The following is an 18,815-nucleotide window of genomic DNA, read 5'->3' as shown; positions in this document are numbered from 1 at the left end:
GAATCTAAAGACAAATAACGCAAATTGTTACAGGTATTGTCTCTACAGCCCTAATGTATCACTTCATTGCACATTGCTTCGGCTAATCTGACTATTTGTTGAATTTGGTGAATATATGAACATGAAACGTCGTCAATTTTTATTTTTAAGTAGCCTCAGTGCCATTGGTACAGGATTTGTTGGCTGGATGTTAGCTCATAAAAATAATCAAAGTGATGATATTGCCGATTCAATAGCAATAGCCGCAAACTCACCTAAAAAAGACTTGTTGTTACGTTTTGTGTCTGTGGCAGATACGGGGACAGGAGCTAAAGGACAGTATGCTGTGGCTAGGGCAATGAATTTTTATCACAAGCGAAATCCTTATGATTTGGTAGTTTTAGCTGGAGACAACATATATAACAACGGTGAAATTGAAAAAATCGGCGCAGTTTTTGAGCGTCCCTATCAACCTTTGCTCAAGCAAGGTGTGAAATTCCAAGCTTGTTTAGGTAATCACGATATTCGGACTGCTAATGGTGAGCCACAAGTCCGCTATTCTGGCTTTAATATGAATGGACGACGTTACTACACATTTAAGCGTAATGGCGTACAATTTTTTGCTTTAGATACTAACAGTAATGCTGATTGGCAAAATCAATTACCTTGGTTAGAACAAGAATTAAGTCTGAGTAAAGCAAGTTGGAAAGTAGTGTTTGGTCATCATCCGGTTTATTCATCAGGTCACTATGGGGTCAACCAAACTTTTATTAAAAACTTTACTCCGCTATTTCAAAAATACGGTGTTCAACTTTACATCAATGGTCACGACCACAATTATGAGCGCACTCGTTCTATTAATGGTACAACCTATCTAATTAGTGGTGCAGGTGCAGGTAGTCGTCCTGTAGGACGTTCAGAATGGACTGAATATTCTACTGAAAACTTGAGTTTTGCTACGTATGAAGTGTATCCAGATAGAGTAGAAATAAACGGTATTGGCACTGATAATCAGATTTTTGATAGAGCTATTATTCAATTGAAATCAGCATGAATCAGCAAGAGCTTCCTGCTGCGATCGCCAATATTATAGAATCGTATCAAGTACCAGATACCCTATTTACTGCGTTATTACCAGCTTTGGGTGAGTTTTTGCACTGCGATCGATGTTTTCTCTACCTGCACAATCCCAAGACAAACCTCGGTAGAGTTGCCTTTTGTTGGGTTCGCACCCCAGATATACCCACCGTCTACAATGAAAATTGGCAAGCGCAACCCCCATCTTTACCAGATGAAGACCCGATGTTTGCTGCTGCGCTGCGTGCTGAACCTTCCATCTTTATCGAAGACGTAGAAACTGCTGATTCTCAAATCTTAAATCGGCAATTTGAACAAGAAAATTTTGGGCATCGCGCTCTTATTCATGCTCATATTCGCCAAGATAATCAACTCTGGGGCATTTTACAACCTTGCGTTTTTGGTCATCCAAGAATATGGACTGAATATGAGCGGGAGGTGATTAATAATCTTGTCCAAAAAATCACACCTTTTGCAGTTTATTATATCAAATCTGCTTTTGATTAGCTGTTTTTTATTATTAATTTATTAGCTGTAGTAAATTAGGTTCAACGTTATTAAAACTATGAAAGTCAAAGGCAATTACATCAAGAATTGGCTAATGAAATTGGAGCAGATGAGCCAGAGTTTGTCAAAGCGGATGTACTGATTCGGCGCAAGGAAATTCTCAACCGATGAAATACATTAAAAAGGGTCAGGAACAAGAAAAATTTACCAAGTGGAATGCTCTGGACGCTTAAAAAATGATTTTTAACAACCACCACTTGCGAATACAGATAACATGAAAATCCGATTTTTAAACTCGCAAGATGTCACCGCTTACCGCGAACTGCGTTTACAAGCGTTGAGTGAGTCACCGACGGCTTTTGCTTCCAGTTTTGAGCAGGAGGCTTGTTTGACTTTGACCGACTTTGCTGCCAGACTATACGCTCATGATAATTATACTAGTGGTATTTTTGGTGCTTTCGATGACAGAGAACGACTAGCAGGAATGCTTGGCTTTTCGCGTGAAAGTCGTCCGAAACGCGCTCACATCGGTTCACTATGGAGTATGTATGTTTTGCCCGAATTCCGCCGTCAAAGTGTTGGAGCAGCGCTTCTAGATCGGGCATTATCCCATGCCCGACAACTTGGTGTTCTGCGACAGATTGTCCTCGCTGTCACTGCGAATAATTTAGCAGCATCCTCTCTTTATAAGTCACGCGGTTTCGAGCGTTTTGGTTTAGAGCGTGACGCTTTATTCATTGATGGCACATATTTTGATGAAGAGCATCTCGTATTACACTTCAACCACGATATCTAAATAGCAGCTTGGGCATTATGAGAAATTGAAGATTACGGTATGTGCGATCGCTTACTAACGTATCCTAACTTGCTGTATTTCAAAAATAAAAAACTATATCACTCCACTCTTTGTAACTGCGCTACCCTGGGGTCGATGATTTTTTGACCCAGGCTAGCAAATTTAATCGCCACAGACATCTTATTACCAGTTCCGAAGACATGAGTTATTTCACCAACACCAAAAGTTTTATGTAATACTCGATCGCCTACTTGCCAATTCTGGGCTGTGCCTTGCTTACCATTAGGTGCAGACGCAACTTTGGTATAGGTTTGACGACTCATCTGTTGAGTAGTTAATAATTCTTCGGGCAATTCATCGAGAAATTGCGATCGCATTGCAGGTTCACGAGAACCATACAGGCGGCGTTCACGGGCGTGTGATAAATACAACCTCTCTTGAGCGCGAGTAATGCCCACATAACACAAGCGGCGTTCTTCTTCCAAAGATGCGGGGTCACTCAGCGAACGGTAGCCGGGAAATAGTCCTTGTTCTAATCCCACCAAAAATACTACGGGAAATTCCAGCCCTTTGGAAGCGTGCAAAGTCATCAAAGAAACGGCTGTTTGTCCTTCTTTCAAATTATCCAAATCGGAACTGAGAGCCGCACTACTGAGAAAGTCTCGGAGGGAAACCTCTTCGTTTTCTTCTTGAAATTGTAGTGCTGCGTTGTAAAGTTCCTGGACGTTTTGTACTCTATCTGTGGCTTCATCTGTGCCTTGATTCATCAAGTCTTGGACGTAACCAGAGTCTTCTAATATTCCTTGCAAAACCTCAGTTACGGGAAGCGTGGCGACTTGTCCTTGCCAACGGCTAATCATCTCGGCAAAGCTATTCACAGCTTTTGTCGCCCGTCCAGCTAATGTATTAACTGATGTTTCATCGCTGAGTATTTCCCACAATGTTGTACCTAATTGCTGGGCAGCGTTCACCAAAGCGTCAATAGTCGTTTTGCCAATTCCTCGCCGAGGAGTATTGATGACTCGCAATAAACTTAATGTATCAGATGGGTTAGCGATCGCTCTTAAATAAGCAATCACATCTTTAATTTCTTTGCGATCATAAAATTTCATTCCTCCCACAACTGTGTAAGGAATTTGATATTTCACCAACAATTCTTCAAACGGGCGAGATTGAGCGTTTGTCCGATAAAGTATGGCAAAACTACCCCAGTTCAATTCGGGATTTTGGTGTTCTAAAGTGCGAATTTGACGAATTACAAAGTCGGCTTCTTCTAGTTCATTATCCGCTTTGTGGGAATAAATTTCTTCTCCTGCCCCACGTGTCGGTTTGAGGACTTTATCAATCCGTTGAGTGTTATTTTCAATTAGTTCATTAGCCGCTTGCAAAATGTTTTCGCAAGAGCGATAGTTTTCTTCAAGTTTTACCATCGTGCGGGTATCATCATCTGGCAAACCATCGCCAAAGTCGTTTTGGAATTCCAGCAAAATGGTAAAATCTGCCATTCTAAAACTATAAATAGACTGATCTGCATCACCTACAACAAAAACTGAGCGATTCTGCCATTCCCATTCGCTCTTTCTGTCTTCGCCATTTGTGACCAATAAGCGAATTAGGTCATACTGGGTGCGGTTAGTATCTTGATATTCATCTACAAGAATATGGCAAAATTTGCGATGCCAGTAACCCAATACATGCTCGTTTTGCTGAAACAATCTAGTAGGTGTGAGAATTAGATCATCAAAATCAAGTGCGTTATTTTCTGCTAACTTATCTTGATATAAACTATAAACTTCAGAAATTACCCGTCCGCGATAATTGGGTTGTTCTCGCTCCAATTCTTGGGGTGATAAACCTTGGTTTTTAGCGTTACTAATCGCGTAGCGGACAGAACGAGCCTCGAACTTCTTATCGTCTAGATTTAGCTGTTTGTTGACAATTTCTTTAACCAAGCTGATGACATCAGATTCGTCAAAGATGGAGAAATTGCGATTCCAACGGCGTCCTTTTTCGTCTTCGTATTTGTCGATATCAAAGCGGAGAATCCGGGAAAATAGACTGTGGAAAGTCCCACACCACAAATCTTTAATAGTAGTTTTGTAAACTTGCGATCGCAGTTTAGTTTGTTCATATTCTGGCAACAAATCTAACCGCTGACCGTGTTCTTTCATTGCCAATTGTTCAGCAAACAGCCTTTGAATCCGCTCTTTCATCTCCCGCGCGGCTTTGTTGGTGAACGTCACCGCCAGGATATTTTCTGGATTTACTCGGTTTTTGAGAATCAGGTTCGCAATGCGATAAGTTAGTGCTCGTGTTTTGCCGGAACCTGCACCAGCAACAACTAGCAATGGGCCGCAGTAGTGTTCGACGGCTTGGCGTTGACTGGGGTTAAGGTGACTGAGAAAGTCAGTGGTTGTTGTCATGGATGTGAAAAAGCGATGTCTGTCTTGTAAAGTTCAGAGCTGCGGAAGCCGCAGCTCCGACGCTAGTTGCTTTCCGACGCAAGGCGACAGGAACGCACTGGCTCGACTTTTCGCTCCGACGGGCTAAGCCTACGCCTGGCGTCACATCAATAGAGAGTTGCTATTGCCCAGGTTACAATATCCTAGCGAAACTTGGTTAATAAAGATGATGTGGCAATATTCTAACCAGAACTAATCAGCCTTTGCTTTTTATCCTTACCGCCTCAGTCACCAGTCCTATGGCTCCGTAGAACTTTCTGTGGCGTCTCAATGCGGCGGCGGTCGTTGGGCGTTGAAGATCCTTTACCACACTACAAATCCTCCATCAACGAACATCGCACATCCGGTTATAAACGAAGCCGCATCTGAACAAAGCCAAAGAATCGCTTCGACGATTTGCTTAGGCTTACTGGTTATCACGCCGCTCTACGGAGTTGAGCTTCCACGGAAGGTGGCCGCAAGATAGTGCCTCGAACTTAATGGTTAATGAAGCATCAGCGGCCTCCAAAGAATGCAACCAGAGAACACATTTTTTGCCGCTTAGCGATCGGTCATTTGCTCCAGCTTTTTGGGGTACCGAGCTCCTTGCACCGTGATCTTGGAGGTGGCGTCATCGATATCACGCAGATCGTCGGGCGTGAGTTCGACTGAGACTGCCCCGATGTTTTCGTCCAAGCGATGCAGCTTCGTAGTGCCCGGAATCGGAACAATCCACGGCTTCTGAGCAAGCAGCCAGGCGATCGCGAAAACACCGTCGCTGAATGCCTCCAAGCGGGTGGTATCCACACTCACCTCCTCTGCGAGTAGTCGTTGCTGTTACCAAGTTTGCGCTTCTGCATAGTTATTCCTTTGAGGTTCCACCTCGGTTATGCAGATTTAAGGGATACCATATCGATACAGAAGCGGTACTTCACATCGGACTTGAGCAGTCGCTCGTAAGCTTCGTTGACCTTTTGAATGGGGATGACTTCGACATCGGCAGTGATGTTGTGTTCCCCGCAAAAGTCCAGCATCTCCTGGGTTTCGGCAATGCCGCCGATGTTAGAGCCAGAGAGACTGCGGCGGCCCATGATGAGGCTGAATGCCGAGACGTCCAGGGGCTTTTCAGGTGCGCCGACCAGGGTGATGTTGCCGTCGAGGCGGAGCAGGTTGAGATAGGCGTTGATGTCGTGCTTGACGGAGACAGTATCGAGGATGAAGTCGAAACTGCCAGCGTGCTTCTGCATTTCGTCGGCATTACGGGAAACGACGACTTCGTCGGCACCGAGACGGAGCGCGTCTTCCGTCTTGTCGGGCGAGGTGGTAAAGACGACGACATGGGCACCGAACGCACGGGCGAACTTCACACCCATGTGGCCCAGTCCGCCAAGACCGACCACGCCGACCTTCTTGCTCTTGGTGACGCCCCAGTGGCGCATGGGCGAATAGGTTGTGATCCCAGCGCAGAGGAGCGGCGCGGCTCCGGCGAGATCGAGGTTGGAGGGAACGCGCAGAACGAAGCGTTCATCGACGACGATGCTATCGGAGTAGCCACCATAGGTGACACCTCCAAGGTGCTTGTCCGGGGAGTTGAAGGTGAGGGTCTGGTTCGGACAAAACTGTTCAAGACTAGCTTTGCACTGGGGGCAGGTACCATCCGAGTCGACCAGGCAGCCGACCGCTGCGAGATCGCCGGGCTTATACTTGGTAACTGCTGAGCCAACCTTGGTGACGCGGCCGACAATCTCATGACCGGGGACAATCGGATAGACAGTGGGCATGATGTTGCTCCACTCGTTACGCACCGAATGGAGGTCGGAGTGGCAAATGCCGCAGAAAAGGATTTCAATCTGTACGTCGTGTTCGGTTGGATCGCGCCGCGCGATCGTGGTGGAGGCTAGTGGTGATGTTTCACTGACTGCGGAATAAGCTTTGGTGTTGTACATAAATTGATGCTCCAATCTGGAAGATAAGCTAGTTTCCTTCTACTCGGTCTTGAATCTGTCCTGGTATTGTTCGTCGCTGACCTTTTCCATCCAGTCCGCAGGCTTGCCGTCCAGTACCTCCTGAGTGGCGATATGAGTCATCGCCGTTGACGGTGAAGGTGGCGATGGCGACAATGCTTTGTTGTCGTGCGTTTAGGGTTTGATCGTGTTGGCGACGAACATCACTACACTGTTTGACCGCCATCGACGACCAGGGCGTGCCCGACGGTGAAGGAGGACGCATCCGAACACGGCCAGACGACGGCATTGGCGATCTCTTCGGGTTGACCCATCCTGCCAATTGGCTCCTGCGAGATCACTTGTTCTCGTCCTTCGGGAGTGCCGCCGCTGAAGCGATCCATCATCGAGGTGTCGATGATTCCGGGGCACACAGCATTGATGCGGATGTTCTGCTGCCATCGAGCACCTCCTGAATGGCAATATGCGTCATCGCTGTGGTTGCCGTAGCACCGTGCCAATGTTTCTCACCCGGCGAGAACCAGATCACGTCCCCCGGCCGAATTTGCTTGATCGAACCGCCCCAGCGTTGTGCAAGACCGCAGCCAGCCGTCACAATCAGGATCTTTCCCAACGGGTGGGTGTGCCATGCTGTCCGAGCGCCAGGCTCGAACGTGACACTGGCGCCGAGCGCACGCGCCGGATCATTTGCTTGGAACAGGGAGTCAACGCGTACAGTGCCGGTAAAATACTCAGTCTGTCCTTTGGCAGAAGGCTGTGAGCCACTTCTTTTGATGTCCATCTTCTTAATTCCTTCACTTGATGCCAGTTTGGTGGCTAGCAGGCAAGTCTCTTGCCCAATCAAAACTGAGTTTTCTCTTAAATAAAAATCCAGAATGCTTACAAGAAGCCGAAATCATTTTTCCTTGCTTTAGCTTCATTCTAAGAATCCTGAAGAACAAGTAATAGAATGATCGTCTAAGATCGTTGTACAATCCTGCAAACTTAGAAATGAACGCTGCCAAAACGAGTGAAAAGTCCGATATCGATTTAATGAGCGACCCGCAGGCAAAGCGCGAGGTAGACAGAGCGCAAGCCAACAGAGACGAACTGAAAGAGCGGATTGCACAGGCGATTCGTCAGGATGGGACGATTGAGCCACTGAAAGGATTGCACTTCAACCGCTCCTCCTCGCCTTCGGAATGCATTCATAGTGTCTCTATCCCTGCCTTTTGTGCGATCGCTCAAGGCAGCAAAGAAGTTCTTCTGGGCAGCGATCGCTATCAGTACGACCCGATGCATTATCTGCTTGCTACAGCTGAACTTCCGGTTATCAGCCAAATTCTGGAGGCGTCCAAAGAGAAACCGTATCTTAGCGTTCGCCTCGATCTCGACCCTGCCCTGGTCAGTTCAGTCATGGTCGAGGCAGGACATCTTCTATCACAAAGGGGTGCCAATGTCAAAGCGATTGACGTAAGTCCTTTGGAAGTAAATCTGTTGGACGCTATGGTGCGGCTCGTCAGGCTTCTAGATTCCCCTGCTGAAGCTCATGTTCTCGCATCACTGATTAAGCGGGAAATCATTTACCGACTCCTGATAGGAGAGCAAGGTAGTCGACTCCGTCATATTGCAGTTCTGGGTGGCTACACCCACTACATCGCCAGAGCCGTCGAGCGACTTCGTAAAGACTTTAATGAGCCGCTTCGGATTGAAAACATCGCACGAGAGCTTGGAATGAGTGTCTCAGGCTTCCACCATCACTTCAAGTCTGTCACTGCAATGAGTCCCTTGCAGTTCCAGAAGCAACTGCGGCTTCAGGAGGCTCGCCGTCTGATGCTGGGGGAAAACCTTGACGCTACCAGTGCTGCCTACCGTGTGGGTTATGACGATGCCTCGCACTTCAACCGGGAGTACAAGCGGCTCTTTGGTACACCACCGATGCGCGATGTGGAAAGGCTGCGAGAAGCTGTTAGGGAGACTGCTAGTTCAATATGATCTCCTCAAGACGTCCTAATCTTGCCAGAAATCGTTTCCACGCAAACATCCTTTAACGCGAGCACTTCAGGAATACGGCAGGTTGATCAAGACAGTTCATATTCTGCGTTAGTATGCCGTCCTGAAAATCCTGGATATTTATAAATCGCACTTCAAACCAGTTTATCCTTGCACAGTCAATGGTAGGCGAACGGTGAAAATTGAGCCAACTCCCGGCTGACTTTTGACAATAATCTCACCCCCCATCATCTGGCAGAAGTGGCGGCTAATTGCTAAACCTAATCCAGTACCTCCATACTTTTTCGTAGTTGAGGTATCCCCTTGAGTAAATGGTTGAAATAATTGCCGCTGTTGATTGTGAGACATACCTATGCCTGTATCGCTAACGGTGAAAGTAATGATGCCAAAAGGAGCCTCCGGTAGTAAGTCTTCTTTTTCGCTCTTGACTGTCAGCATTACCTTGCCGTTGGTGGTAAACTTTGCGGCATTGCTCAGTAAATTTAACAACACCTGCCGCATCCTAGTTTGATCAGCGTACATTGTGCCAAGTCGCTCATCAAAATCTACTTCTAAGATATTGGCATTTTTTTCTATAGCCGGCTTGACTGTAAGGACGACGTTATGGATAAGTGTTGCAATCTCAAACGTCTCAGGATAGAGAGTCATTTTCCCCGCTTCAATTTTTGACAAGTCGAGGATATCGTTAATCAGTTCCAGTAATTGTCTACCAGCAGAGTTAATTGTTTCCAAGTCTGTGATAAAGTCTGCCGATAAACCAAGATCGGTTGCGTCATCTTCTAGAAGTTGGCTCAAACCAATCACAGCATTCAACGGCGTGCGTAACTCGTGACTGACATTTGCCAGAAATATGCTTTTGGCTTTGCTAGCTGCTTCGGCTAATTCTTTAGCCTGCTGTAATTCTTTAGTTCGCTCAGATACCCGCTCAATTAGACGATTCAGAGATTTGGCTAATAACCCAATTTCATCTTCTGTGGTGACTGGAGCTCGCAAATCAAAATTAGATTTCCTCGCCACTTGCTCAGCCACTTGAGTTACAGTGATTACTGGTTCGGCGATCGCCCGACTAGTACGCCACGCTACAATGGCTGCGATCGCCACTGACACCACCATACTCACCATCACAATTAATCTTTCAACTATTTTTGCCTGCTCAAGAGCTTTTTGCCTTCCCTGCTCTTGTTCTTCAGCAGTTTGCAAGATATTAGTCAATTTTGCCGAAAGCTGCTCTAACTGCATGGCTGTTTGACCACGCATAATTTTTAACAACTGCCCCCGTGCTAAAGAAATCTGCTCTGGTTGCACTTGCTGATTATCAATTTTCTGTAAAACAGCTTCGATTTGATCAACGTATAATTTTAAGTTAGTCGCGTTATCCTGCAATAAAGTCTGTAATGTAGAGCTGGTCGCGGCTAATCTCCGGGGTTTGCTATCGATAAACCCAGAAATTTCTGGCTCTAATTTTTTAGCTCTTTCAAAACTTTTGATAAATTCAGCTTTTTTGCTTTGCAGCTGCTTTGGATCTTCTAACACAGCAACCAAGTTAGAGCTGTGCAATTGTGCCCCTACTATTGCATCTTGATAATTTCTCAGGAGTTGTCCTTGCTCATGGGCTTGATTTAATTGTACGACTTCTCGTCCCCGATAGTAGTTGGCAATTACCAACCCAGTCAGTGAGCCGAAAAAACCAATACCAATTGCTACAAAGTACCCATAGCCAATTTTTTGATGGATGCGCCAAGAACTGGCTTTGAGTTTCCCTCGTGAGGGAAATTCTATGGTCGGGAGTTCGTCTGTTGATAGCTCTTCCGCTGACACTTTTTTGCTTTCTGAACTGCTGTCAAAAGGGGTTGGCTTTTGAGTTGGCATCCCTCAAATCTCCTTGCCTTCCCGCAAAAATTACCAAATTAGCTTAGCCTGTGCAATCACTTCAATTGGTGATTAACATCTACATTATCTTCTTTTATAGCAAGCGCAAATCACTGCTTACTAGATAATTGGCATGACCTTTACTATATTTAAATGGTTTTGTTCGCAATCTTAGGAAGCATACTTGCTGGCGGCGAACAGAATTTACTGCTTTAGGCAACTACATAGTTACATACAGTAGAGACTTTCCTGAAACTGTCTCCTCCTTGGCACTTTCTTTAATATGCAGTTGATAACAGTGAGTTTTCTCCATTGAGAATGACACTAATCTACTTTACTGCTTCTTTATAAAACTAATCCGATCAGGAAAAAAAGACAAGGGATGAGATATGTTTGCCTTTTTGGCCGATATTGCTTGCAAAGCAAAATCCATAGAGGTGTCGCAGCTTGCTCTGGGCTAAGGTCTGATGTTGGTAATTGCCAGGGCTAGGTGTGGAGCGTCATTATACGGTTTTTTATTTAGATTGCAGGCAAGCTAGTCTTTAGTCTTCAGTCAGGCAATCCCGATTACCATAAAAGATTTTTAAAGTCTAGTCTATATGAGTACAGAAAAACTTTTATTACGTATTAAGATCAATACGAATAAGTTAATTGGCGAACCAGGCTTAAGATAGCTTTAATATCGGATAAAATCAGCTTTTAGGCTTGTATAAATGAGAGGTGAACCGATTTTCGCCTAATTTATACTGCGATGAGTACGATTATGAGCAATTGACACGGTATGAGATAATCACAACCTGAGGATTACAGTTGATTCCCAAGAAACCGAACTCAGAAAGCTAATTTTAATACATTCTGCCGCCTTCTGACTTCTATCCTCCTACTGGCTTTCTACCTTGTAGTTGATGCAGTGGAGGTTGCGGGACAATTATGGTTATAGGACACTATAACCTTTTTGTACCCCAAACTCAGTTGTACTGATGCACAAGTGCATTGCCTAATCAACGGCTTTTTGGTTGTAATTATCCAGATTAGAGAAACTCAACTGTCAAAATTATGGAAGTGAAAATGCAAGAACCGGAATTTACGGAAACCAAGTCAAAAGAGGCAACAGTGCCAGAGATTAACAACCAAACGGGAACCATTACTAAAGTCCCGGCTTCCGCGCCTCAAGATGAGTGGCTAAAATACGGTGAACAAATTTCTAGATTTTTAGCGACACTGCCCGAATACTTAGGAGCCTTCTTTAATCAATACAAGCAGCCCCTAATTAGCATTGGGTTAATTGTGGGAGCGATTGTCGCAGTTAAGGTGCTGTTGGCAATATTGGATGCTTTGAATGATATCCCCTTGGTAGCTCCTACTTTCGAGTTGATTGGTATTGGCTACTCTGCATGGTTTGTTTACCGCTATTTACTCAAAGCCTCAACCAGGAAAGAGTTGACTAGTGAAATTACAACCCTCAAATCACAAGTTGTCGGCAAAATACCAGAAGCCTAATTTCTGACTGATGCAGTACAGAGCGCTATTTTAATCTCTAATGCGTTTGTTGATTGCTGCTATTTGGTAAAACAGAAGCGTGAAAGTGGTCAGGAGAATTCAAAATCTTGACCACTTTTACTATCAAGCTTACTAAGGCGATTCTGAGGATAAGTTACCTTCAGGGTTCTCCTTTTGAATCCGCGAGAGTCTTTCCTGTTTTCTGTTGTCAACACTACGCGGAGCTTGCTGTAGTGTAGGATTACGAGATGTTGCGCGGAGCTTGCTTTCTCCTGGGGGTATAGATATGTTTGGCGATCGCACAATGCTTTGAGATGGAATTGTTTCTAATTTTCCTAGGTGTACCAAAGCTTGATGAATCATCGCCGCTACCTCAGCCCGACTAGCCTCTTTGTTGGGAGCTAGGATTTGTGAGTCTGGGTAGTTAACTACAAGACGATTAGCTGTAGCGGCTGCTATTTTGCCAACAGCATATTGCGGAATATTTTTAGCATCTTTATAACCACTCAAAATCTGATTTGGGGAAGCGGGTGTTTTTAAGTTCAACCCACTAGCAAGAGCAACTAAAACTTGCGCCCGCGAGATCTTTTGTTGGGGTTTGAAGGTTTTATTCGGGTAGCCTTTTAAAAACTTAGTACTGAGGGCTTGGTCAATTGCTGGATTTGCCCAAAATTTTACTGGTACATCTCTAAATGCTGTCGTAGTCTTACTCAGTTTTTGGTCAAAAGCTTTTTGCAGTATGGCAGCAAATTCAGCGCGGTTTACAAGCTGATTTGGTCTAAAAGAATAATCGGGAAACCCCTTGAGAATACCACGAGAAGAAAGAACGTTAATAAACCGCTGACCCCAAAAGTTCTCAGGCACATCGTTAAATGCAATTGGCGGTGGAATAGTTGATTTTTTCTCTGCTGGAGTTACTAATGGCAATGCTGCTGCTATGACTGGTGGCTCAAAACTTTTTGAGGGAAACACAGGCGTCTTTCCCTGTGGGGATTGAGTTGGATCTACGTTAATGGATGGCCATACCAAGGGGTGAGGAGTCGCGCTATCAGTTAAAGATGAAGTTGTGTTGGGTTCAACAACAGCACCAGGTACAGGTGACGGTGAACCTTGGAAGTTGGGCGCTGTATTTGGTTCTATGGGCGTAGGAGAAGGCAAAGCTTGATTTGGCTGAATGCTTTTATTTGGCGCAGGGGAAGGCGACAATAGCCCGTTTAAGTTCCAGCTAGAATCCTTACGGGAAAATGACCAAAACAAAATCGCTCCAATAGTGGCAAAGGCAACCAGAATGGCTATAAATTCATCAAAGCCAAGGGCAGTTCTTTGGGATGACTCCGATTCGGACGGAGGTCTATTTGTCATCGTAATTACCCTGGTAGCGGTAAAATTTGCGTCTAAACAAATTAAGCCATAGATGACTCTTTTACACCACCCCCCTCTTTTTTCCTCAGTGATTGCTGACAGGGAATTTTAAAATAAATTTTAAAATGCGATCGCAGTTTCAATGGTAGCAAACTCTTAGTTCTGCTCGAATTTAAAGTACACGCAGTAAGCTGGGAATACTGTTGATCGCTTCTAGATTCTGAATTTCTGCTAAAGCTTGGCGAAAGTTTCCTTCTCGGACATCGTGGGTAACAACTACAATTTCTGCTAGCTCTCCCTGAAAACCAGTTTGGACAATTGACTCTAAGCTAACGTTATAGTTACCGAAGCAAGTACCTAATTTGCCAATAACTCCGGGTTGGTCTTTTGTGAGGAAACGGGCATAAAACCGAGTTACAAGTTCTGCCATTGGCGCAATTTGACAGTATTCTTGATGCCCACAAGCTAGCAAGAGATTTGGATCTACTGTCTTAGTTTTAAGGACAGCAACTAGATTTAAAATATCAGATGATACTGCACTGGCGGTTGCACCAGCACCAGCACCAGGTCCGAAAAACATCACCTGTCCAATGGGTTCCCCTTCGACAAGAATGGCGTTATAAACGCCGTTGATGCTAGCCAACGGGTGTGCTTTAGGTACTAAGGTAGGATGCACTCTGACGGACAGGGGAGATGAGGGAGTATTGCGTTTAGCGATCGCCAGCAATTTAATCACAAATCCTAACTTTTCCGCATAGGTAATATCTGTCTTGCTAACTTGCCGAATCCCTTCACAGTAGACATCTTGTAGGTTAATGCGTCCATCAAAGCCTAATGATGCCAGGATGGCAATTTTATCTGCTGCGTCTAAGCCCTCGACATCGGCGGTGGGATCAGCTTCCGCATAACCCAACTGTTGGGCATCAGCTAAGACATCACTGAAGTTGCTGCCTTCTGTTTGCATCCGCGTCAGGATGTAGTTAGTCGTACCGTTAACGATGCCAGTAATTGCGTGAATACGGTTAATACTTAAGGACTGCTTTAGGGGTTGAATCACTGGGATACCACCACCTACAGCGGCTTCTAGCATGACGTATACCCCGGCTTGATTGGCAGTTGTGAAAATTTCCGCCCCAAAACGGGCGATCGCTGCTTTATTAGCGGTGACTACGTGCTTACCATTATTGAGAGCTTTGAGGATTAGCGATCGCGCTGGTTCTAGCCCACCCATCACCTCAACAACTATATCTATCGCCGGGTCATTGACAATAGCTTCTAAATCTGTAGTTAGTACTTCTGTAGATAATTCTACTGCGCGGTGTTTATCGAGCGATCGTACTCCCACCCGATATATTTCTATTTCTTGCAACAACGGGTGACGCCCAGCCCCATCTTGCAATAATTGCACTGTACCCGTTCCCACAGTGCCTAATCCTAGTATTCCTAGCTTCACGCCCACAAATTTTGTACCCAATCCATTTTTGAGTTACCGAAGTTCAGAGTCTCTTTCAGAGACGCTGCGCGAACGGCGGTTCGCCTTTGGCGTTCCCGCAGGGTAGCCGCCGCTCTGACTTCTCGCTGAGTACTGAGTTTTGAAGTGCTGAGTAGTTATAAGTACCTATTACTTTAAAACTCAGAACTTAGAACTCTTGTCTCAGATGTTCATACAAAACAATTGTAGGGTGAGCACTGCCCACCCTACAAACTTATAACTCAGCACGGGCTAAATACCCCGCTACCATGCTTCAGCACTTAGTATGTTTCTACGTGCCAGCGATGGGCTTTCTTGAGTTCCTTCTGGTAATCACTCCAGGTTACACCTTCCTTCGCAGCAGCAGCAGTCAATGCTGCATCGATCCCATCTTCCATACCTCGCAAACCACAGATGTATGTGTGGGTTTTTTCATCTTTAATTAACTGCCACAATTCATCTGCATGTTCTGCTACGCGGTCTTGGATATACATTCTGCCGCCTTGGGGGTTTTTCTGTTCCCGGCTAATAGCGTAAGTGAGGCGGAAGTTATCAGGATATTTTTGTTGAATTTCTTCCAGTTCTTCCTTATATAGAATATTTGGACTTGTCGGCACACCAAATATTAGCCAAGAAAATCCCTTAAATTGGTATTCTGGGTTAGCTGCTCTTTCTGCATCTTTGAACTGCCGCCACAGGTAAGCCCGCATAGGCGCAATACCTGTTCCGGTTGCCATCATAATCACTTTGGCGTCGGGGTCTTGGGGTAACAACATTTCCTTACCCACCGGCCCTGTAATTTTTACATCTGCCCCTGGTTCGAGGAAACACAGGTGAGTAGAGCAAACACCATAGACTGTTTCGTTGGTTTCTGGGTGCTTATACTCTAATTGGCGGACGCACAATGATACTGTCTTATCATCCACATCATCGCCATGACGAGTTGAGGCAATTGAGTACAGTCTGAGTTTTTCAGGTTTACCGTTCTTGTCCACTCCTGGCGGAATAATACCGATACTTTGACCTTCTATGTACTTCAAATCGCCGCCGGAAATGTCAAACTTGAGGTGCTGAACAATACCAATTCCACCTTCTTTGACTAAAGGTTCATTAGATATTACCTTGCCAATATACGGAGCATTGGGACGGTAAATGTTGACAGGAACGTCACCGTGGGCGTCTTTCTTGGCTTTCGCTTGAGTCATGGTGTTGCCTTTTTTGTCCTTGTTCTTGGGCTGTTCTTCAGCAGGTGATTTAGCGAAGCCTTTCACTTCACTATTAGTATTCACAGGTGTGGCTTTACCATTCCCCTCACTGTTAGCAGTTTCCCCAAATGTGGCTAAGCTTATTTCGCTGTTAGCATTTCCAAATGAGGCTTTCCCATTGACTGGCTCTAGAGCAGTTAATGGTTGGATGCTAACAATTTTGCCGCCTAGGCGAGTGATCCGTCGCATTTCTTGATTCATGCGGTTATAAGGCACTCTGATGAACACACTGCCACTTTTACGAATTGGGTAGTTCGTTTGATCAGTTTCTTCGCTCTGACGCAGACCCACCACTTCGTACACGAAGACACGGCTACCTAATTCTTTATTGGCAGCACTCTCAACAGCACCTTGATTGTACATTCGTTCTACCACTCCGATATTTACTTAACCGTTTTTCAAAAAAACTATTCCCATCCCATGCCAGCTTTAGTTTACCGGATTTTTGTTTCACAAAACTGGCTCCCTGGAAAAACGGCATCATTAAATAATGCCTTGCTAAGTACACTCACCAAAGACATGCAGGCATTGTAAAAAACACACCTGTTCACCTTCTAAGGTAAAGGATAAGTCTTTTGGAGAATGTTAATAATGAGTCAATTTAATCTTTTTTTCGTTAACTACGACTTCCACCAAAAGATAACTTTTTAACTACCCAACTAGTAAATTACAATGGCAGACATTTAAACCACCGTTCATTGTGCCTCCAAAGACTGCCGTTGTACTTACCTAATTTGGACGCTGATATTCGGAAGATGCCAATTCTAGAAGGTTTTCTGCGGATTGGTTCTACTTGACTCAACTGTAGTAGCTTCCCAAAATGTTATTAGCTATATCTGTATCCTGCTCATGGTCAATTACACGACCAGAAAACTCCAGCTAGAAACATGATGATAGAAGGAAGCGTGATATGGGCAACTATAATAAGTTTTACTTGATGTGAAAAATCTGTCAACCTCTATTATTACCTTGCATAATGCTCATACCTAGATTTGAGCATATCTAAAAATTAAATCACAATAATCTCGCTAATCTAACTTAAGAGTTCATTCCTTAGATAGATTCTAGATTTTAATATCTCAAGTTTTGCTTGAGCGCCAATTAAAATTTTCAGGTAGCAAAAAAGTTGCTGCCGGAAAAATTATACCTTATGGACTTGGTTTATGGAGTTACAATCCAGTAATGGAGATCGCCACACCAATTACAGGCGATAATGTTTGCTCTTTTAGAATTAACAACTAAATTATCAAAATGATTAGCGAACCACATAGATTATTCCTGACAGCAAATATTGTATGGGATACCGCCTTCTGTTAAAATTAAATGTACCACTAGGATTAAATACTTACCAGCACCGAATTTCAGAACTAGTCTGACGAGTAACAAGTATTACTTTGTTGTCTACCCGTCTGATATCTCATCGCTGTGCTGGGTAGAAGGAACACAGGACAAACCAAAGGGGTAACTCCTGGCTTCAAAATCTGCTGTGTGAAAAATTATTGATTGACACAACTTTAGTATTTTTAGAGGAGATTTATGACAAGTAAGCCGGAACGCGTGGTACTGATTGGAGTAGCAGGAGACTCTGGGTGCGGTAAATCTACGTTTTTGCGTCGTTTAATAGACTTGTTTGGTGAAGATTTAATGACAGTCATTTGCTTGGATGACTATCATTCTCTTGATCGTAAACAGCGCAAAGAAACAGGAATAACTGCACTCGACCCCAGGGCGAACAATTTTGACTTAATGTATGAGCAAATTAAAGCGCTCAAGAATGGTCAAGCGATTGATAAGCCGATTTACAACCACGAAACCGGCTTGATTGATCCGCCAGAGCGGGTGGAGCCGAATCATATTTTGGTTATTGAAGGGCTACATCCTTTATATGATGAGCGGGTGCGATCGCTAATTGATTTCAGCGTTTATTTTGATATCAGCGATGAAGTCAAAATTGCCTGGAAAATCCAGCGAGATATGGCTGAACGCGGTCATCGCTACGAAGATGTCTTAGCCCAAATCAATTCCCGTAAACCTGACTTTGATAAATTTATTGAACCACAAAGAGAATTTGCTGATGTGGTTCTTCAGGTATTACCTACAAACTTGATTAAAAATGACACGGAGCGCCGAGTCCTACGGGTACGTATGCTCCAGCGGGAAGGTAAGGAAGGCTTTGAGCCAACCTACCTTTTTGATGAAGGCTCAACAATTAATTGGACTCCCTGCGGACGCAAGCTAACCTGTTCCTACCCTGGTATGCAAGTGTACTATGGTTCAGATGTCTACTACGGCCGCTACGTCTCAGTATTAGAGGTGGATGGTCAATTTGACAACCTAGAAGAAGTAATTTATATCGAAACCCATCTCAGCAACACATCTACCAAATACCAAGGTGAGATGACTCACTTGTTACTCCAGCACCGCGAGTATCCAGGTTCCAATAATGGTACTGGTTTGTTCCAAGTGCTTACAGGTTTGAAAATGCGTGCTGCTTATGAGCGTTTAACAGCTAAAGAAGCAAAGTTAGCAGTTCAGGTTTAAAGCAGCAGTGTTTGTGTCAAAGCTTATGGGGGTACTTCTGGGTATCCCTGT

18 protein-coding genes are annotated in these 18,815 nt (G+C 44.6%); 6 read left to right on the top strand and 12 right to left on the bottom strand.

Annotated elements, in window-relative coordinates; translation table 11 throughout:
* Nucleotides 1-115: 115 nt before the first annotated feature.
* The 3 genes from HCR01_RS00175 to HCR01_RS00165 all read left to right on the top strand — a co-directional run bounded on the left by HCR01_RS00175 (nt 116) and on the right by HCR01_RS00165 (nt 2,359).
* Entirely contained in the window at nt 116-1,033 is a 918-nt protein-coding gene (locus tag HCR01_RS00175; protein WP_193193396.1) for a metallophosphoesterase family protein, read from the top strand.
* Nucleotides 1,030-1,563, top strand: coding sequence for a GAF domain-containing protein (locus tag HCR01_RS00170; protein WP_193193394.1), 534 nt, complete (start codon nt 1,030-1,032; stop codon nt 1,561-1,563). The genes HCR01_RS00175 and HCR01_RS00170 overlap by 4 nt, the downstream gene beginning before the upstream one ends.
* 274 nt (nt 1,564-1,837) lie before the next feature.
* A complete protein-coding gene (locus HCR01_RS00165; protein ID WP_193193391.1) occupies nt 1,838-2,359 on the top strand; it encodes a GNAT family N-acetyltransferase in 522 nt (173 codons plus the stop codon).
* A 98-nt stretch (nt 2,360-2,457) separates the two neighbouring features.
* Here the strand turns inward: HCR01_RS00165 and pcrA are convergent, their stop codons facing one another.
* The 8 genes from pcrA to HCR01_RS40360 form a co-directional block, all read right to left on the bottom strand.
* Entirely contained in the window at nt 2,458-4,782 is a 2,325-nt protein-coding gene (gene pcrA, locus HCR01_RS00160; protein WP_193193389.1) for a DNA helicase PcrA, read from the bottom strand.
* A gap of 342 nt (nt 4,783-5,124) precedes the next feature.
* Nucleotides 5,125-5,241: an SDR family oxidoreductase gene (locus HCR01_RS00155; protein ID WP_193193387.1), complete on the bottom strand. Its 117-nt coding sequence runs from the start codon at nt 5,239-5,241 to the stop codon at nt 5,125-5,127.
* A 120-nt stretch (nt 5,242-5,361) separates the two neighbouring features.
* The gene (locus HCR01_RS00150) at nt 5,362-5,607 is read right to left on the bottom strand and encodes an aldo/keto reductase (protein WP_320073067.1); all 246 of its coding nucleotides are present in this window, start codon (nt 5,605-5,607) and stop codon (nt 5,362-5,364) included.
* An 80-nt stretch (nt 5,608-5,687) separates the two neighbouring features.
* Complete coding sequence (locus HCR01_RS00145; RefSeq protein WP_193193385.1) at nt 5,688-6,746, bottom strand: NAD(P)-dependent alcohol dehydrogenase; 1,059 nt, start codon at nt 6,744-6,746, stop codon at nt 5,688-5,690.
* Between the two features lie 28 nt (nt 6,747-6,774).
* Nucleotides 6,775-7,053 carry a hypothetical protein gene (locus HCR01_RS00140; protein ID WP_193194266.1) on the bottom strand — a complete coding sequence of 93 codons (279 nt, stop codon included), beginning with the start codon at nt 7,051-7,053 and terminating at the stop codon, nt 6,775-6,777.
* Nucleotides 6,971-7,147, bottom strand: coding sequence for an SDR family oxidoreductase (locus tag HCR01_RS39800; protein ID WP_264299870.1), 177 nt, complete (start codon nt 7,145-7,147; stop codon nt 6,971-6,973). The genes HCR01_RS00140 and HCR01_RS39800 overlap by 83 nt, the downstream gene beginning before the upstream one ends.
* Nucleotides 7,147-7,545: a cupin domain-containing protein gene (locus HCR01_RS00130; protein WP_193193383.1), complete on the bottom strand. Its 399-nt coding sequence runs from the start codon at nt 7,543-7,545 to the stop codon at nt 7,147-7,149. Before HCR01_RS00130 ends, HCR01_RS39800 begins: the two co-directional genes overlap by 1 nt.
* Before the next feature lie 248 nt (nt 7,546-7,793).
* Nucleotides 7,794-8,045: a hypothetical protein gene (locus HCR01_RS40360; RefSeq protein WP_320073075.1), complete on the bottom strand. Its 252-nt coding sequence runs from the start codon at nt 8,043-8,045 to the stop codon at nt 7,794-7,796.
* Between HCR01_RS40360 and HCR01_RS00125 the strand changes: the two genes are divergently transcribed.
* Complete coding sequence (locus HCR01_RS00125) at nt 7,950-8,738, top strand: AraC family transcriptional regulator (RefSeq protein WP_320073073.1); 789 nt, start codon at nt 7,950-7,952, stop codon at nt 8,736-8,738. The genes HCR01_RS40360 and HCR01_RS00125 overlap by 96 nt on opposite strands.
* Before the next feature lie 162 nt (nt 8,739-8,900).
* On the opposite strand, the gene HCR01_RS00115 is transcribed toward HCR01_RS00125, so the two are convergent.
* A complete protein-coding gene (locus HCR01_RS00115; RefSeq protein WP_193193379.1) occupies nt 8,901-10,625 on the bottom strand; it encodes an ATP-binding protein in 1,725 nt (574 codons plus the stop codon).
* A gap of 1,056 nt (nt 10,626-11,681) precedes the next feature.
* Between HCR01_RS00115 and HCR01_RS00110 the strand changes: the two genes are divergently transcribed.
* Nucleotides 11,682-12,125 carry a CAAD domain-containing protein gene (locus HCR01_RS00110; RefSeq protein WP_193193378.1) on the top strand — a complete coding sequence of 148 codons (444 nt, stop codon included), beginning with the start codon at nt 11,682-11,684 and terminating at the stop codon, nt 12,123-12,125.
* A gap of 132 nt (nt 12,126-12,257) precedes the next feature.
* Here the strand turns inward: HCR01_RS00110 and HCR01_RS00105 are convergent, their stop codons facing one another.
* The 3 genes from HCR01_RS00105 to petH all read right to left on the bottom strand — a co-directional run bounded on the left by HCR01_RS00105 (nt 12,258) and on the right by petH (nt 16,586).
* Nucleotides 12,258-13,487, bottom strand: a complete 1,230-nt coding sequence (locus HCR01_RS00105; RefSeq protein ID WP_193193376.1) for an S-layer homology domain-containing protein — start codon at nt 13,485-13,487, stop codon at nt 12,258-12,260.
* A 172-nt stretch (nt 13,488-13,659) separates the two neighbouring features.
* Nucleotides 13,660-14,946, bottom strand: a complete 1,287-nt coding sequence (locus HCR01_RS00100; RefSeq protein WP_193193374.1) for a homoserine dehydrogenase — start codon at nt 14,944-14,946, stop codon at nt 13,660-13,662.
* A gap of 293 nt (nt 14,947-15,239) precedes the next feature.
* Entirely contained in the window at nt 15,240-16,586 is a 1,347-nt protein-coding gene (petH, locus tag HCR01_RS00095) for a ferredoxin--NADP reductase (RefSeq protein ID WP_193193372.1), read from the bottom strand.
* Nucleotides 16,587-17,759: 1,173 nt separating this feature from the next.
* Between petH and HCR01_RS00090 the strand changes: the two genes are divergently transcribed.
* A complete protein-coding gene (locus HCR01_RS00090; protein ID WP_162394190.1) occupies nt 17,760-18,764 on the top strand; it encodes a phosphoribulokinase in 1,005 nt (334 codons plus the stop codon).
* Nucleotides 18,765-18,815: the final 51 nt, after the last annotated feature.

It is taken from the genome of Nostoc sp. MG11 (assembly GCF_014904695.1).
Lineage (GTDB): Bacteria > Cyanobacteriota > Cyanobacteriia > Cyanobacteriales > Nostocaceae > Komarekiella.
The sequence above is the reverse complement of the archived record's forward strand: the minus strand, read 5'-3'. Positions and strand labels throughout refer to the sequence as shown.

Bases quoted from the DNA above. Each gene is read 5' to 3' on its own strand.
- HCR01_RS00145 (WP_193193385.1), bottom strand. From the start codon at position 6,746: ATGTACAACACCAAAGCTTATTCCGCAGTCAGTGAAACATCACCACTA.
- HCR01_RS00090 (WP_162394190.1), top strand. From the start codon at position 17,760: ATGACAAGTAAGCCGGAACGCGTGGTACTGATTGGAGTAGCAGGAGAC.
- HCR01_RS00175 (WP_193193396.1), top strand. From the start codon at position 116: ATGAACATGAAACGTCGTCAATTTTTATTTTTAAGTAGCCTCAGTGCC.
- HCR01_RS39800 (WP_264299870.1), bottom strand. From the start codon at position 7,147: ATGGATCGCTTCAGCGGCGGCACTCCCGAAGGACGAGAACAAGTGATC.
- HCR01_RS00165 (WP_193193391.1), top strand. From the start codon at position 1,838: ATGAAAATCCGATTTTTAAACTCGCAAGATGTCACCGCTTACCGCGAA.
- HCR01_RS00130 (WP_193193383.1), bottom strand. From the start codon at position 7,545: ATGGACATCAAAAGAAGTGGCTCACAGCCTTCTGCCAAAGGACAGACT.
- HCR01_RS40360 (WP_320073075.1), bottom strand. From the start codon at position 8,045: ATGCATCGGGTCGTACTGATAGCGATCGCTGCCCAGAAGAACTTCTTT.
- pcrA (WP_193193389.1), bottom strand. From the start codon at position 4,782: ATGACAACAACCACTGACTTTCTCAGTCACCTTAACCCCAGTCAACGC.
- petH (WP_193193372.1), bottom strand. From the start codon at position 16,586: ATGTACAATCAAGGTGCTGTTGAGAGTGCTGCCAATAAAGAATTAGGT.
- HCR01_RS00110 (WP_193193378.1), top strand. From the start codon at position 11,682: ATGGAAGTGAAAATGCAAGAACCGGAATTTACGGAAACCAAGTCAAAA.
- HCR01_RS00170 (WP_193193394.1), top strand. From the start codon at position 1,030: ATGAATCAGCAAGAGCTTCCTGCTGCGATCGCCAATATTATAGAATCG.
- HCR01_RS00105 (WP_193193376.1), bottom strand. From the start codon at position 13,487: ATGACAAATAGACCTCCGTCCGAATCGGAGTCATCCCAAAGAACTGCC.
- HCR01_RS00140 (WP_193194266.1), bottom strand. From the start codon at position 7,053: ATGCCGTCGTCTGGCCGTGTTCGGATGCGTCCTCCTTCACCGTCGGGC.
- HCR01_RS00115 (WP_193193379.1), bottom strand. From the start codon at position 10,625: ATGCCAACTCAAAAGCCAACCCCTTTTGACAGCAGTTCAGAAAGCAAA.